This is a genomic window from Sporolactobacillus shoreicorticis (assembly GCF_024125445.1).
Lineage (GTDB): Bacteria > Bacillota > Bacilli > Bacillales > Sporolactobacillaceae > Sporolactobacillus > Sporolactobacillus shoreicorticis.
In genome coordinates, this window is the sequence record NZ_JAMXWM010000002.1 from 274,680 (window position 1) to 290,742 (window position 16,063).

Here is a 16,063-nt window from a genome sequence, read left to right on the forward strand (position 1 = left end):
TTCAATTTCTTCAATTGTGTATGTCTCTTGTGTTTGAGATCAAACAATTTCTATAGTATGCGGAGGCGGTTGTGTGGGTTCAGGAACATTTGAAATTCGAGATCAATTTTATCTGAATGGTAAACCATTTAAAATTATATCGGGTGCCGTTCATTATTTTCGTGTCGTACCGGAATATTGGCGGGATCGACTCGAAAAATTGCGGGCGATGGGTTGCAATACCGTGGAAACCTATGTGCCATGGAACCTGCACGAGCCACAAAGAGGAAGCTTTTGTTTTGAAGGAATGCTTGATCTGACTCGTTTTTTGGAAATCGTTCAGGATCTGGGTTTACTAGCGATTGTCCGGCCTTCCCCATATATTTGTGGTGAATGGGAATTCGGGGGACTGCCCGCATGGCTTCTTGCTGAGGACGGCATGCGCCTACGTTGTACTTATCCGCCCTACATGAATGCCGTGAAACAGTACTATCATGAATTATTCCGCATTCTGACTCCAATGCAGATTGATCACAGAGGTCCGATCATTCTGTTTCAGGTTGAAAATGAATACGGCGCTTACGGGGATGAGGAGGCCTATCTTGAGGCACTTCGCGATGACATAGTCCAAAACGGGGTAACCGTTCCCTTAGTCACATCGGACGGTCCTTGGGGGGATTATCTGACTAATGGCAGTTTGCCGGAAGCGCTGCCCACTGCAAACTTCGGTTCCAAGGCAGATCTACAGTTGGACATATTAAGACAACATGTGGGCGACGGGCCGCTCATGTGTATGGAGTTTTGGGTCGGCTGGTTTGACGCATGGGGCGATGAGAAGCACCATACCACGAACATTGCAGCCAGCGCAGCTGATTTGAACGCTCTGTTGCAGCGCGGCAGCGTGAATATCTACATGTTCCACGGTGGAACAAACTTCGGGTTGATGAATGGCGCGAATTACTATAAAGCGCTTGCGGCAGATGTTACCTCATACGATTATGACGCGCCGCTTTCTGAAGACGGCGAACTGACCCAAAAGTATCAAGCGATGCGTGATGTTATCGGAACGTACACGAAATTACCACCGCTCTCTTTCTCAACCAAGATCGAAAAATACGCATATGGACTGCAAACGGTAAGTGAACGCGTATCACTCTTTTCTATAGTTGATGATCTGTCGTATTCCTTGGAAAGTCCATGGCCTGTTTCCATGGAAAAAGTCGGTCAGAGTTACGGTTATATACTGTACCGATCTTCTCTGAAAAAAGACACCGCAGTGGGAAAAGTCAAATTGATTGGAGCAAATGATCGGGCGCAGATCTATTTCGATGAGCGACATTTTGCTACCTTACTCGATCATGAGCTTGAGGCAGAGCATGAGATTCCCGAAGCGTTTCACCATTCAGAACAGATGGACATTCTTGTTGAGAACATGGGTCGGGTCAATTATGGTCCAAAGATGGAAGCTCAGCGAAAGGGAATTAATAATGCCGTACTGATTAACCGGCACGGACATGCGGGGTGGCAGATTTACAGATTGCCTATGAATTCTGAGATGGCCGCTTGTATTGACTTTTCAAAGGAATACAGGGCTGGACTTCCTGCTTTCTACCGGATTGTATTCCATATTGAACAGGTCGCAGACACGTTTCTGGATATGACGGGATGGGGAAAAGGGTGCGTCCTACTCAACGGATTCAATCTCGGCCGTTTCTGGGACAGAGGTCCGCAGACGCGGTTGTACGTTCCCGCCCCATTATTGAACAGGGGGGACAATGAATTGATCATCTTTGAAACAGAAGGGAAATCAATGCAACATATTCATTTTGAGGCATCACCGGGGTTAGGTTAAGAAGGAAATAGAAGCACGATCATAATAAGAACAGTTTAGCCGCTTAGCATCAAGTAGATAGCATTGCTGCTATCGTGTATTCATGTGGTAGTTAATCGAATCGTTTTGAATCTGGTCAACGAAACGCCTGATCTAACCCACGGGCTTTAATTCAGTAGGTCCCTTCGACGAGGAGGAGGACAGCCGCTTATAAACGGGATGTCCTCCTCTTTTTTACATCATTGTTTAGCAGATTAATTTTCCAATGGTTCAAACCGGTATTGTCCGGATGGCAGTTCAACGGTTCGAAAGTTTCCGTTGTGGATGGAAGCAACCGGCCTCCCATTAACCAACAAATGCTTCGATATGAGGTTATCAGTGAATGGAATCGAAATCATTGCCCGAGTATTCATCGGAATCGCAACATCAACGATCAGATCTCCTGACGAAGTATGCATGAACGCCGCGCGGATCGGCCCCTTGATACTTGGCGTGACCACAGAGGCTGATTCAATCATTCCGGGCTGCACTTTTATTTCGAACGTATCAAAACCTGGCGAAGTTGGATGAATGCCGAAAACTCCTTGCACAATCATACAGCCGGGCGTTGCCCCCCATGGATGCGAGAGCGTCAGATTTGGTTTATCCGCGTTGCTCCAGGCTTCGGGTGCAATGGTCGCATTCAGCTGATCCAGAACGGCCGCGAAGGTCTTGGCATCCTTTGAATGATCCGAGTTGAGCAGTAACTGAATAGCTAAACCGCCGGCGTTAGCGTTAAAGAGTCCCCGCAGAATAAAATAAGCAAAGTAGATACTGCCCTTGAATACACCTTCATTGCCGATGAAAGCGGTCAGTCGCGGATCGATCACTTTTGGGTCAATGACCTGATATGCTAAAGCGTAAGCGGAAGCATGAAGAGAACAATGCTTATTAATCGAACCATCTTCATTCATCGAATCAAAAAATGTCTGGGTTTGAGTATCAAAAAGCAAGTGAATCAAACGGTTTTTGATCAGTCTGGAACGATACAAATATATTGATTCATCGGCGTGATTTTCGATAACGGCCGCAATTTTAGCCATGATTGCATAGATACCGACATAGATCGCGTTAAAAGGAGTATTGTAAGTGCCCTCGACATAACCATCACGTTCGTTTTTCGGCCAGTCAATCAGGCCTATTCCTTTGACAAGACCAATTTGTTCATCAAAATTATCGGTTCCCTGTTCACCGCGCAGCAGCTTTTCCTTTAATATCGGATAGCGCGTTTCTAAAAGCTGAGCATCGCCGGTATAGAGATAATCCTGCCAAGCAAATTCAACATTAAAAAGTTTATAGTCTTCCGGCCAGGTTTCATTGTCCAGCAGATAATCAATAGAGTAACGTGCAAGCGAATATTGGTCGGATACAGCGTAACTTGTGTTTCCGTTAACGAGCAAATCGCCTTCATAAGGACGACGCTCACGTGCCTGCGAATCAACGTAAATATCTTGGTTGGTGGCCCTAATTGTATATTTTGAGAGTTCATATTCTCGATTTAGCAGATCACTGCTTGATGTGAAGGAGGAAACAGATGCATCAAACGGCTGCTGCAACGCCCAACCTTTGATTGAAGTGTGGGACAATGTTCCATCATATCCATGAATTTGAACGAAACGGAAACATTTCATCGTATACGTATAGAAATGCTGCTTTCCTTTTATAAGTGACCAAGTCTCATGGTAAACCGGTTCACAGGCCATATGATAGCGGACGGTGCCATCATCATTAAGCTGTTCACCGGAAAAAACATCGATTTTCTGATCTTTGTCGCTGTCCAGGTTCACATACAGACCGCCGATGATTTCTTTCCCGAGATCAACCAGCCAGTCACCGTTTGCAAGTTTTACAACCTTTTTTTGCGGTTCATGCGTTACTTTGCGCAAAGTATTTTCAGATGGAAAGGGTTGAAAAACCTCCGTTATCTGATCATAAATCATCTTCACGGAAACGGCAGGAAACCAGGCACTATCATCAAAATTACGATCTTCCCATCCGAACGGATAGGTGTTTGCATCGATGTCTTCCGCGGGCATGGAAAAATACTGAGTGCCGATTGTTCGCCCGGCAAAACCGAAAGCGGGTGATCCGTCCAATGACTTCCAGTGCCCGTCGTTCGTAAAAGTCGCGACTTGTTTGGAATGATCCTTAAAGAAAATGGTAATTTGCGCCAGAAACATGCCCTGCTTTTTCAAGCCGGCCGATTTGTCTCCGATGGTGTTATAGCCATCCTTAAGAAAAAGCGTTCCTGTTGAAAGAACAGCCGTCGTATTTTTTCCATTCTTAATTAAATCGGTCACATCAAATGAATTGTAAAACACACATGTGACGGGCGGCTTTCCTGCCTCGCGAATGCGAGGATGAGGACGCCCGGGTCCGTATCCGGCTGCTTTTCCGTTCACAAAAAGATCAAAGGTCTGTTGAATCAACGGGTTGCCATCTCTAGCGCTGGCGCTGATCACGACCTTTTCCACTTTTTCAATGTCCAGATCAAATGAAGGACTGCGCAAAAGGACAAAATTTCTTTGATACGTCGCCTCTTTCTTGTCCGGCAACCAAATTGCTCGAGTATCCGCCCATTCCTTCCCGACGGCTGTAGAAAAGGCGGCAGGCACTGCAAACGAGGTAATTTCACTGGCATTGTTTTTGATTCGGACGGTCCAGTAATACAATTCATTATCCTCCAACACGTTTGCCCGGTCTTTTATGGTTACTGCTGTATTTTTGCTGGAATAAACCCATCCGGAATCGAAGACATGCGGGCCTTCCTTGAAATCAGCAGCCCGTTTGAAAATGAGCAGCTGATAGGCGGTCTGATAAACATTCGATTTACTGTCGCGAACAGCCCACGAGAATCGCATGCCCTTTTTACTGACCCCGAGTGCATTGCTGAGTAAATTCAATTTCAACTGAAAAGGCATTTGCAAATCACTCTGTGTCTGGTTTGATCTAGTGCCTTTTGCTGCCACTGCATAGGATTTCATGAAGTATCCTCCTCGTGTGAAATGACCCTAATAAGCTTAATTCAATGAATAAGTAAATGGTCAGATATGAGGTAAGGTCAACCTTACCCCCATTCATGCATGCCACATGGTTGCTGTCGATTGCTTTTAAAAGATATAAAAAAAGGCAGTCAGTCAGAGTGAAATTAAAAAAATATGCTGCGCAAGCTTGCGGGAGAGCACGGGATTGAAAAAATCCTTATTCTTTATCCTTTGAAAAAAAACCAAAATAATTGTAGGCATTCCTATACGCTATATTTTCGACAATCTTACCAATATATGATTGATCATCAGGAAGCCGTCCGTCTTCAACCCATGTGCCGATTACCCGGCAAAGAACACGCCGGAAGTACTCATGACGCGGATAGGAGAGGAAGCTGCGCGAATCGGTCAACATGCCGACAAAATTTGCCAGCAAGCTCTGCTGAGCCATGATTTTCAATTGCTTTTCCATTCCGTCTGCCGTATCGTTAAACCACCAGGCACCGCCAAGCTGAAGCTTCTGAACCCCCTGTTTCTGAAAAGATTGCATTCCGGTTGCAAGAGTCATCCAGTCATTGTCATTGAGCGAATAAAGAATCATTTTCGGTATGCTGTCGGTCTGTTCGGCATTCATCAGCAGGTTCATAATCTGTCCGGCAATGTCAGACTGGAAACCAACCGAGTCAAAGCCGGTATCCGGGCCGAGTTTGGCGAACATCGGTGTGTTTGCGTTGCGGATGACATTCATATGAATTTGCATGGTCCAGTTTAATTCATGATAACGAGTCATCAACGCTTCCAGCAATGCGGTCTGATAAGCGGCTGTTTCTTCTTCGTTCAGTGGATCGCGTCCGATCAGTGCTTTATCAAACAGTGAATTGAGCTGCGAACGGCTGACTTTATGAAAGGTGAATGTATTCAAGCCATGATCGGACAAGCGGCAACCGACTTCGTGAAAGAAAGAAATACGCTTTTTCATAGCCTCAATCAGATGATCGAATGAATCGATTGACACATTGGCGGCTTTGCCGAGATTTTCCAAATAAGAATTGAAGCCTGGCGTGTTGATTGACAGAACTTTGTCCGGGCGAAAGGCAGGAATCACCTTGAAGCCATTTTCTTTCTCTTCTTTTTTCAACAACTCATGGTAATGAAGATCATCAGCCGGATCGTCGGTCGTGCAAACGGCTTTGACATTCATACGTTGTATCAGTCTGCGCGGTTTGAAATCGTCGGTTGCAAGCAGCGCGTTTGCTTTTTCCCAGACGGCGGGAGCAGAGTGGCGGCTGAATACATCGTCAATATCAAAAAAACGTTTCAATTCCAAATGAGTCCACTCATAGAGCGGGTTTCCAATTGCCTTCTCAATTGTTCCGGCCCAAGCAATCAGTTTCTTCTCATCGTCTCCATTGCCGGTGATCAGTTGCTCCGGAACTCCATTGGCACGCATAAGACGCCATTTATAGTGGTCACCGTATAATCCGTCGTTGATCCATGCGCGTGACAAGTTGGTGAAGTATTTATTGTCATAAATTTCTTTCGGATTCAGATGGCAATGGTAGTCAATAATCGGCATGCCTTCTGCGTACCGGTGAAAAAGTTTCCGAGCTGTCTCAGTATTTAGAAGAAAGTTTTCGTTAAGAAGCAAGGATCATGCATCCCCTTTTAATCATTTGATTTTTCCAGTGCTTCCCACAGTCCATTGAGATAAGTCATGCCGAGTGCACGATCGTACAGTCCGTAACCGGGACGCCCGGTCTCGCCCCAAATCATTCGTCCATGATCCGGCCGGATATAGCCGTCGAAATTCGTGTCATGAAGTGCTTTCATGATCTCAAACATGTCCAATGATCCTTCGGAAGACAGGTGCGCGGACTCATGAAAATCGCCTTCATTTCCAATAAATTTAATATTACGTGCATGAACGAACGGAATTTTGCCTTTTTTAGTGAATTCTCGAATGATTCCCGGAACATCGTTGTCAGGATTTTCACCAAGGCTTCCCGTACAGAGCGTAAAGCCATTGTTCGGACTGTCAACCATGCTTTCGATTCGCAGCATGTCATCGCGATTCTTGAAAATGCGTGGGAGACCAAACAGCGGGCGTGGCGGATCATCAGGATGAATCGCCATTTTGATTCTAACTTCCTCGCAGACGGGAATGATCGCCTTAAGAAAATAGGCCAGATTGTTTGCCAGTTTGTTTTCGTCCACACCTTCATAATCATTGAAAAGTTGTTTTACACGTGCGAGACGTTCCGGTTCCCATCCGGGTAAAACATACCCATTGGAGCTTTCTTCGACAGATTTGATGATATCGGCCGGATCCCCTTCAACCATTTTGTGTTCAAAAGCAAGATCTGTTGAACCGTCTGGCAGTTCATAGGCTAGGTTCGTGCGTACCCAGTCAAAAATGGGCATGAAATTATAGCAAATGACTTTTATTCCGTAGTCCGCAAGATTACGGATCGTCTCGATATAGTTTGCGATATACTGATCGCGGGACGGCAGACCAATTTTAATATCATCATGAATGTTGACACTTTCAATCACTTCTAGTGAGAAACCTGCGGCTTCCACTTCTTCCTTCAGCGCGGCGATGCGTGTTTTAGGCCAAACCTCTCCGACGGGAATGTCGAACAAAGCGCCGACGATTCCCTTGCACCCGGGGATTTGCCGGATTTCGGAAAGTTTAATTTTATCATCTTGTGAACCGTACCATCTGAATGTCATTTGCATTGGATGATGCCTCCTGTTGTCCTGTTAATATGCCTGCAAAGTGTCGTGAATGGTTTTGCGTACGGCACCGGGCCCTGCAATTAATTTTTCAAAAAAGCCTTCGATTTTTTCACCAAGTTCAGCCTTATACAAATCGACACCGAAGATGCCCGTGTTGGTTAAGATTGGGTGAAGAACCGTATGGACGTCAACCGGATTGCCAAGTTCTACACCGGAAACAAGCTGAGTTAGGCTGTCAAGAAGCGGATCCGGACGCAGCTCCAGATTTTCTCCTGCGTCATCTTTACCAATCAGGTAACGTACCCACGTTGCGATGACAAGAGGAATGAACGTCAGTTGTTTTACATCAAGCTCCGGGTGAGCAATGTAGGATTTTATTGTTTCACCGTAGCGAATGGCCAGCTTTTGCGATGTGTCGGTCACAATGCGCTGCGGTGTGTCCGGAGTAAACGGATTGGGCAGCCGTTTTTCGACGACCTGGTCGATAAATGCCTTCGGATTGATAATTTTCGGATCGGTAACCACTGGAAGGCCTTCGGTATAACCGACTTTCTTAATCAGCTGAACAAGATCCTCATCTTTCATTTCATCGGCAATTGAATGATAGCCAAGCAGACATCCATTGATTGCCAGTGCTGTGTGCAGCGGATTCAGACAGGTGGTGACTTTCATCTCGTCCGCATTATTCACAGTGTCACGATCAACCATATAGACTCCGCCTTTTTCCAATGCGGGCCGGCCATTTGGAAAATGATCTTCAATCACCAGATAATGGACTTCTTCCGTATTTACAAAAGGAGCTGTGTTCGTGTGTTTGGCCGTATGAATGATTTCCGTATCTTCAAAGCTGTCTTTATGCAGCAACTTGGCGACCTCTTCTGAAGGATTCGGCGTAATACGGTCAATCATACTGAGCGGGAAGCTGACTTTTGTCCCGTCTTCAAGATAGTCAATGAATGCGCGCTCTGCCTTGCTGTTTTCCAGCCACCCCTTTGCAATCGTCAGCACACTTTTTTTAAGTTTGTCACCGTTTTGCGAGAAGTTGTCGGTACTGAGCATAGCCAGCGGATGAGCACCGGCTTTAAAGCGTTCATAAAGCAAATAGGTGACCTGTGCCATTGTGTTTTTTGGCTGTAGGGGACCGGTTTCAATATCGCTCTGGACCAACTTTGTTAGATTTCCGTTAACATCAGTCAGTCCATAGCCCTTCTCGGTAATTGTAAAGCTGGCAATCTGCAGTGACGGTTTTTTGAAAACAGACACAACTGTGTTCCAGTCCTCCTGGGCAGAAGCGTTAAAATAGTAGCTCCCGGTCACGCTGGCGATTAATTCCTTGTCAAATTGCCCATCTGCACGTGTGATTACGGACAATGTGCGATTTTTAAACGCGTGATAAGTTTTGCTGATGACTTCATCATCCCAAGTATCGACAACCAAAATTCCCTTGTCATTCAGACCTTCATTCAGAAGGGTCTGGTTGACAGCGGCGTGGAGGCAGCGGAAGATATTGCCGCCACCGAAATGAATCCAAGTCGGCGCCTGATCGGTCGCTTTTTTAACTGAAGATTGATCATAAGTAGGAACTCTGATGCCTGCTGTTTTGAATGCATCCTTATTTTTCAGGTAATCATCGACAAGTCTAACCATTTTTTTTCTCTCCTTTTTCTGGCTAAAATAAATATTGATTCGTTATTTTCGGTCACAAGAGCGACCAATAGAATGGAGACACATACTTAAAAAAATAATTGATATATTAGTATTATTGATACACTTATTATTATAAAGGTGGTGAAAACGTTGTCAATGATTAACAACAAAGAATTTAGAACTTATTTCTGTGAAAATATCAAAATTAACGTTGGCATTTCAATGATATTTCAAAATTGGATTAATAAATATCTTTGGAAGCCTTTACATTGATATTTCAGACGATTATAATTCAAAATGTAGTTGAAAAGGGTATGAATGACTTAAAAATGGGATTATTGGGCAGGTGAGCCAACTATAAGTGTAAGCGCTTAAGCTGTTTTTACTGAAATACTAGTATTTCAAAATGCTGTTTGCCTCCCGTAAGATATATCCCTAACCGAGAAGAGGTAGAAAAATGATTTTACAATTGAAAAATCGTTTGCCAAGCAACAGATAACCTTTCTAGTTGATGTACGGAGCTCTGTTATTTACGAAAACATTTAATTAGAAAAATTATTGATGCAAGTTTCTATGAAACTTGCATATCGCGAGTGTTTGAAGATAGAGATGGGCGAAAATGGGTGCTGTTAGTATCCCGATTATAAGTTGGTAAATCATTTTTTAGAAAGGGATGAGCCGAAAAAATGGCTGAAAAAATCAGACAAATAAAATGGAGAAATATTATTGGCTATGGAGCCGCCGATGTCTTCGGAAACGGAGCGTTGGCTGTAGTCTCCACCTGGATGCTTTTTTTTTACACGACGTTCTGCGGGCTGTCACCAATCGAAGCAGGATCAATTTTGGCGATCGCGCGCGTTGTTGATTCTTTTATCAGTCCGGTCATGGGAAATATTACCGACCATTTCGGATCGACACGTCTCGGAAAGCGTTTCGGTCGACGAAGATTTTTCCTGCTTCTTGCCTGCCCACTCATGATTTTCTATGTACTTCTTTGGGTTACCGGACTTAACTATTGGTACTATCTAATCACATATATAATTATTGAAACGCTGACAGCAATTGTTATGATTCCTTATGAAACGCTTGCCTCGGAAATGACCAATGATTATAGCGAACGTACAAAAATGACGAGTTCCCGTATGCTTTGGGCCGCAGTTGCAACGTTGCTGACCGCCTGGCTGCCGGGAAGATTTTTTGCAATGCTGGGACAGCACAACCGTTGGGCATTTTTCGCAATGGGTGTATCGCTGGCAATTATCTTTATCATTGTTCTGCTCATCACGTATTTTTCAACATGGGAACGCCTAGATACCGTTAAAGAAAAAGCAATGCAAAAGACCAATGTGGATGATGATCTGTCGGCGATTGAGCATGTTGATGATCATGCCGTGGAAAGTCTCTATCTTGAGAAAGAATCATTTAGTCAGCGGATTGTTCATGGACTGAAAGATTTTATCTCCGCTTTTCGTGTGAAGTCATTCGCGCTTCATCTTATGATTTATTTACTTACCTTTACTGCACGTGACATTATCGGATCCATTTATGTTTTTTTTGTCATTTTTGCGATCCATTCAGATTCGATTACTGCATCCAATCTGCTGACCTTCGGCGGGCTCATCGGCATTCCTTGTAACTTTTTCTGGCCTTATATCATGACAAAGCTTGGGCCAAGCCGCTTGCTTCGCGTCATGTATTACACGATTGCCGGTATACTGGCTGCCTATGCCTGGCTCTATGTTTCACCACTCGTAGGGACGGTATCGGCGATCACTCTGCTGTATGTCCTGCAGATTGTATGGAGCATCGCGAACTCAGGTACAGGCTACGTTCCTTGGACCGTTTATACATTCATGCCGGATATTGATGAAATCGTTACAAAGAAGCGCCGGGAAGGACTTTTTGCAGGTATTATGACCTTCTCAAGAAAATCAACATCCGCGCTTGCGCCGCTATTGACTGGTATCGCGCTTCAGGCCGGCGGCTTTGTTGAAACAGCCAAAACGCAGACACAGCACGCGACAAATACAATGGTTTGGTTCCTAGTTGTATCGGTTGGCATTTTACTTCTTCTGGCATTGATCTGCACACTCTTCTTCCATGTTAGCAAAGAAAATCATGAGATTCTTGAGGGTGAGGTTGCACGGTTGAAAAATGGTGGTCTAATGGCGGATGTCGATCCTAAGACACGCGCAGTTGTGGAAAATCTGACCGGATTTCATTATCATCAGTTATGGGGAAACAATCGCTGGAGCTGATGGGGCACGATTTCTGTCTGTAGAGAACCTATTCAAACGAATGGATGATTGAAATCATTTTAAAAACGCCACAAAGAAAGGTTGCATGAATAATGGATGAAAAGTTCGTTCTGGATCCGAATAAATTCGCTGAGAGCGTTATTCGATCTCAGACCGTTGCGGGAAACAATGAGGAAGAGATTGTCAAAAACAAGTTGAAGCTCTATCTTACAGCCTATGTAATCGCTGGCAAATTCAATAAGTTGGAAAATCGAGCATTCTATAATAAAGAAACGCACAAAGAAGATTACGGGAAAGTTCTCAAGAACATAAAAGATTTAGGTATCTATTAAAAAATCAAATATTTATAGGGGATAAGAGAAACTTATCCTCTTTCTTCATTTGACGCAGGTCAAGAGGAGAGTAGTCGGGTTTGTCAAATATGTTTACTGAACAAAGATTATATAGGAGGATCTGTCACGATGACAATTCAATTATTTAACGCACAAATCAAAAACAATTCGTTGCGCACGAAGGTCGATGTAGAAGCGGCACTTTGCAACATTTTGGAGCCGGTCATGGACGTATTACGGAGACAAAATGAACCTGGTCATTTGCGTATCAGCGACAGTGGCGCAGTCTACGATCAGCTGCGGACGCAGGTTGAAGGCTTTTTACGTTTAACATGGGCGCTCGGTCCGCTTTTTTCCGATTCTAAGAAAGTCGTGCAGTACAAAGAATACTACGAATTGATCAGTCAGGGCATTCTCGCGGGAACAGATCCTGAGAGTGATTACTATTGGGGAGATCTGAATGATTACGATCAGCTTTTTGTTGAGATGGGTGCGCTGTCTGCTTATTTGACGGAAACGAAAAAAGATTTTTGGGATCATCTAAGCAAAGCGTCTCAGCAAAAGATTTACGATTGGATGGATCAGGTGAATTATCATAAGATCCCGAAGAATAACTGGCTGCTGTTCCGTAATTTAGTCAATAATTTCTTTAAACGTGCCGGAATGCCGTACCATCCGGATCAAATGAAGGCAGATCTCGATCTGGTCAACAGCTACTATCTTGAACACGGCTGGTACTATGATGGGTATCCGAATCAGATTGATAACTACATCCCATTTGCCCTACAGTACTTTGCTCTTCTTTATGCCGTTTTAAGCGATGAAGAAGATGAACAGATTAAGGCATTTCGCGAACGTGGAACAGAATTTGTTTACAGTTATGCCAAATGGTTCGCAACAGACGGAGCGGCATTGCCCTTCGGAAGAAGCCTCGACTATCGTTTTGCACAGTCGGCTTTTTGGTCGGTGGCAGCCTTGTCAAAGATTCCGACCGAACCTTTTTCGCTTGGGCAAATTAAGCATCTGCTTCTGAATAACTTACGTTGGTGGTTCAAGCAAAATATCTTCACGACGGACGGACTTATCCCAATCGGTTACGCCTACCCTAATATGGTGTTCGCGGAAGGCTATAATGCGCCTGCGTCTGCTTATTGGGCATTGAAGACCTTCTTGCTGCTCGCCATTCCTGATGACGATCCATTCTGGCAGGTTAAGGAAGAGGAGGATCTGGAGCTTCCTTCTTTTTCAAAAGAACCTGAGACACGCATGCTGCTGGCTCGAAGTAAAAGTGGGCTCGAACTGCAGGCGTTTACTGCAGGACAGCATTCTCATGAGCACGCACAGGGTCAGGCGAAATACGAAAAATATGTTTATTCGACGACCTTTGGATTCAGTACACCAAAGGGAACAGTACTGTTGAAACAAGGCGCCTATGACAATACACTTGCCGTTGCAGAATCTGAGAATTTTTACCATACGGTCTTTGGCTATGAAAATTATGAAATTCATGATAGCTATGTCTATTCCGAATGGAAGCCATGGGATAACGTCAGCATAAAGAATTTTGTCATCCCTGCACTGCCATGGCATGTAAGAATACATCAGATTGTTACGGAACGGAAGCTTCACGTTGCTGAAGGAAGTTTTTCAGCACCGGACGGAGGAACAGAAATTCAGACGGATGCCGAAAACAGTGCTTTCTATAAGAGCCGTGTCGGTACAGTGGGTGTGGTCAGTCTTTCCGAGCAGCTTCAGGCAGAACTGACCGATCCGGAACCGAATACAAACATTCTATTCCCTAAAACTCGTCTGCCGCTTCTGACCGGTATTCTTGATCCGGGAACCTATACATTAATTTCATTATACTTAGGGGATCGTGAGGATGAGGCATTCAGAAATGGCAAGCTCATCCTTCCGAAAGTGAATTTGGAAGGTTCAAAACTAACGTTTAAGGGCGATGGAATTGAGAAGGGCATTGAGTTAAACGAACTCAAATAATTAAGCGATTCTTTACGCCGCCTTTCGATTTCATACTTTTTTAGAGAAAGGTGGAAATTGTAGATGCAGACAAGTTGGGAAAAAGAAGCGTGGCAGTTTATTCAGCAAAAAACGGAGCAAAACAACAGTAGGATTGGTGCCCAATTTCCACATGCCACTGATGGAACCCATTACCAATGCGAAGCGCCCCAGTGGTGGACGGCAGGATTTTGGCCGGGAATTTTATGGACGGTGTACCGGGAAACCAACGATGCGGCTCTAAAGGAAACGGCCCAAGCTTGTGAAAGAGAAATGGATCCGTTGCTGAGCGATGTGGAAAGAATTGACCATGACGCCGGATTTATGTGGACATTGACGAGTGTTGCCAATTATAAACTGACACACAATGAAGCATCCAGGCGACGTGCGCTATTGGCGGCCAGCCTCCTTATGGCAAGATTTAACCCGCAGGGGAATTTTATTCGTGCCTGGAATGAATGGGCAATAAGGAGCGATTGCCGCGGTGTGGCCATCATTGATTGTTTGATGAACCTGCCGCTGCTATACTGGGCTTCCGAAGAGACGGGGGATCCGCGTTTTCGTATGATCGCGCAGCGTCACGCGGAAACCGTGCTCCGATGTTTCATTCGCAGCGATGGATCGGCGCGACATATTGTTGTGTTTGATCCAGAAACGGGTGAGATCGCTGATCATCTCGGCGGTCAGGGCTTTTCTAAAGAGAGTGCTTGGTCGAGAGGATGCGCTTGGGCAGTCTACGGTATGGCGCTTTCCTACAAATATACGAAGAAGCTTGATTTTCTCGACGCGGCCAAACGTGCGGCCCATTTCTTTACTGCGCATGTGAATCAGGGGGAATGTCCACCTTGGGATTTCAGGCTGCCTGATAATCCGTCTCTTCGTTATCCGGATTCATCGGCTGGAGCCATTGCTGCTTCAGGCATGTTGCTGCTTGCCAAAAGTGTTCCTGACATTGAGGCTCCACTGTACAGACGATCTGCCGAAGCGCTGCTTAAGAGTATCTATGAAACCTGCGGGACACAAAACGATACAGACAACGAAGGGATTCTTTTGCACGGAACCGGAAATTATCCGGAACACAGAGCAATTGATGTTTCACTGATCTATGGCGACTATTTCTTTGTTGAAGCTATTGCCGCTGTAAATGGGCAGGAGGCAGAGTTCTTCTAATGATGACTGAAGAGGACCAAAATTGGCTATTCATAACCGATTTTGGTTTTTGTTGGTGCGTCCGGTATGGGTAACAACTTGGCGGTGAGGCGTTCTATGACGGATTTTTGCCGCTGCTCGGTTTTGATATCACGATGAAGGCTCATGCGGCCCCGCCACTGACGAGTTGTGAATGTGTGGAATATTATTCGACCCCATTCACGTTTGTATTGGGAAAACCGACCCCAGAACTCGAAAACGTGAAAACATCTCGGAATATGCCGGGGATGGTGCATCATCTGGCATTCCGGAGCGATTCAAAGCACGAAGTGGATCGCGTCTTCGCCGGTGTCGAACGACTTTCGGGCGCAACTGTCGTGGACCGACCTCAGTATTGGACGAAATATTGTCCCGACTATTATGCGTTCTTCTTTAACGACAGCGAGGGCAACCGAATCGAAGTTGTCAACTATTCCCGCGGCTGATCCGGAGGCAGTGACTTTGCCGCGAGACATACTGTCGTTTGGAACCGATTGACGCTGACGTTTCCCCACAACGGTACGATCGAATCGAATTTCATTTCGTGAATTCCTGATGAATGGGCGGGTTGATAAGAATTGTATAATTGTGAAGAACGCTCGAAAAGCTGAAGATATTCTTACTATAGCGGCCTTGGGGAAGATTATTCAAATGAGAAAGGAATAGTAGGGAATTGTTGGTTGTCGAGTTACTGACGGAAATCTTGGCACAAGGGTCTATTTTTGTCGATACAAGTGTCGGCAACCATGATTTTAGTCAATTTCTGCTAACGATTGATCCGTCGTTCTTTGGTGATTTGGATGCATTGAGAGATAATGCCGCGAGCATGTTTAACCGTACTCGAAATCTGGAATACTTGCAGTATACTGAGAGTAAGATTTTGGGTGATTATGAATACAAACATTATATCGAAAACAGACAAAACGAGGTTTCAGTGGACGACAAGATTGTCGAGGATCTGAAACGAATTGGTCAAGAATAGACCATAACTGTGCCGGAAACGCTGTCATAATTGAATGGATAATAAAACCTCCGAAAAGCCATAATGGG

General features: G+C 44.9%; 11 protein-coding genes. 7 read left to right on the top strand and 4 right to left on the bottom strand.

Going from position 1 to position 16,063, the window contains the following annotated elements; translation table 11 throughout:
• The first annotated feature begins 73 nt into the window (after positions 1 to 73).
• On the top strand, positions 74 to 1,831 hold the full coding sequence (locus NIE88_RS02865; protein ID WP_253058509.1) for a glycoside hydrolase family 35 protein: 1,758 nt from the start codon (positions 74 to 76) through the stop codon (positions 1,829 to 1,831).
• Between the two features lie 233 nt (positions 1,832 to 2,064).
• On the opposite strand, the gene NIE88_RS02870 is transcribed toward NIE88_RS02865, so the two are convergent.
• The 4 genes from NIE88_RS02870 to NIE88_RS02885 form a co-directional block, all read right to left on the bottom strand.
• Complete coding sequence (locus NIE88_RS02870) at positions 2,065 to 4,833, bottom strand: family 78 glycoside hydrolase catalytic domain (RefSeq protein WP_253058511.1); 2,769 nt, start codon at positions 4,831 to 4,833, stop codon at positions 2,065 to 2,067.
• A gap of 217 nt (positions 4,834 to 5,050) precedes the next feature.
• Positions 5,051 to 6,481 (bottom strand): glucuronate isomerase, encoded by a 1,431-nt coding sequence (gene uxaC, locus NIE88_RS02875; protein ID WP_253058513.1) that lies wholly within the window; start codon positions 6,479 to 6,481, stop codon positions 5,051 to 5,053.
• 17 nt (positions 6,482 to 6,498) lie between these two features.
• Positions 6,499 to 7,572 carry a mannonate dehydratase gene (uxuA, locus tag NIE88_RS02880; RefSeq protein WP_253058515.1) on the bottom strand — a complete coding sequence of 358 codons (1,074 nt, stop codon included), beginning with the start codon at positions 7,570 to 7,572 and terminating at the stop codon, positions 6,499 to 6,501.
• Positions 7,573 to 7,596: 24 nt separating this feature from the next.
• Positions 7,597 to 9,219 carry a mannitol dehydrogenase family protein gene (locus NIE88_RS02885; protein WP_253058517.1) on the bottom strand — a complete coding sequence of 541 codons (1,623 nt, stop codon included), beginning with the start codon at positions 9,217 to 9,219 and terminating at the stop codon, positions 7,597 to 7,599.
• A gap of 686 nt (positions 9,220 to 9,905) precedes the next feature.
• On the opposite strand from NIE88_RS02885, the gene NIE88_RS02890 reads away from it, so the two are divergent.
• From NIE88_RS02890 to NIE88_RS02915, 6 genes are all read left to right on the top strand, one after another.
• Complete coding sequence (locus NIE88_RS02890) at positions 9,906 to 11,477, top strand: MFS transporter (protein ID WP_253058519.1); 1,572 nt, start codon at positions 9,906 to 9,908, stop codon at positions 11,475 to 11,477.
• Positions 11,478 to 11,569: 92 nt separating this feature from the next.
• Entirely contained in the window at positions 11,570 to 11,809 is a 240-nt protein-coding gene (locus tag NIE88_RS02895; protein WP_253058521.1) for a hypothetical protein, read from the top strand.
• Between the two features lie 129 nt (positions 11,810 to 11,938).
• Positions 11,939 to 13,807 (top strand): DUF2264 domain-containing protein, encoded by a 1,869-nt coding sequence (locus NIE88_RS02900; RefSeq protein ID WP_253058523.1) that lies wholly within the window; start codon positions 11,939 to 11,941, stop codon positions 13,805 to 13,807.
• Between the two features lie 63 nt (positions 13,808 to 13,870).
• On the top strand, positions 13,871 to 14,995 hold the full coding sequence (locus tag NIE88_RS02905) for a glycoside hydrolase family 88 protein (RefSeq protein WP_253058532.1): 1,125 nt from the start codon (positions 13,871 to 13,873) through the stop codon (positions 14,993 to 14,995).
• Between the two features lie 239 nt (positions 14,996 to 15,234).
• Positions 15,235 to 15,459 (top strand): VOC family protein, encoded by a 225-nt coding sequence (locus NIE88_RS02910; RefSeq protein WP_253058541.1) that lies wholly within the window; start codon positions 15,235 to 15,237, stop codon positions 15,457 to 15,459.
• A 230-nt stretch (positions 15,460 to 15,689) separates the two neighbouring features.
• Positions 15,690 to 15,995 (top strand): Ldh family oxidoreductase, encoded by a 306-nt coding sequence (locus NIE88_RS02915; RefSeq protein ID WP_253058543.1) that lies wholly within the window; start codon positions 15,690 to 15,692, stop codon positions 15,993 to 15,995.
• The last annotated feature ends 68 nt before the right edge of the window (positions 15,996 to 16,063 follow it).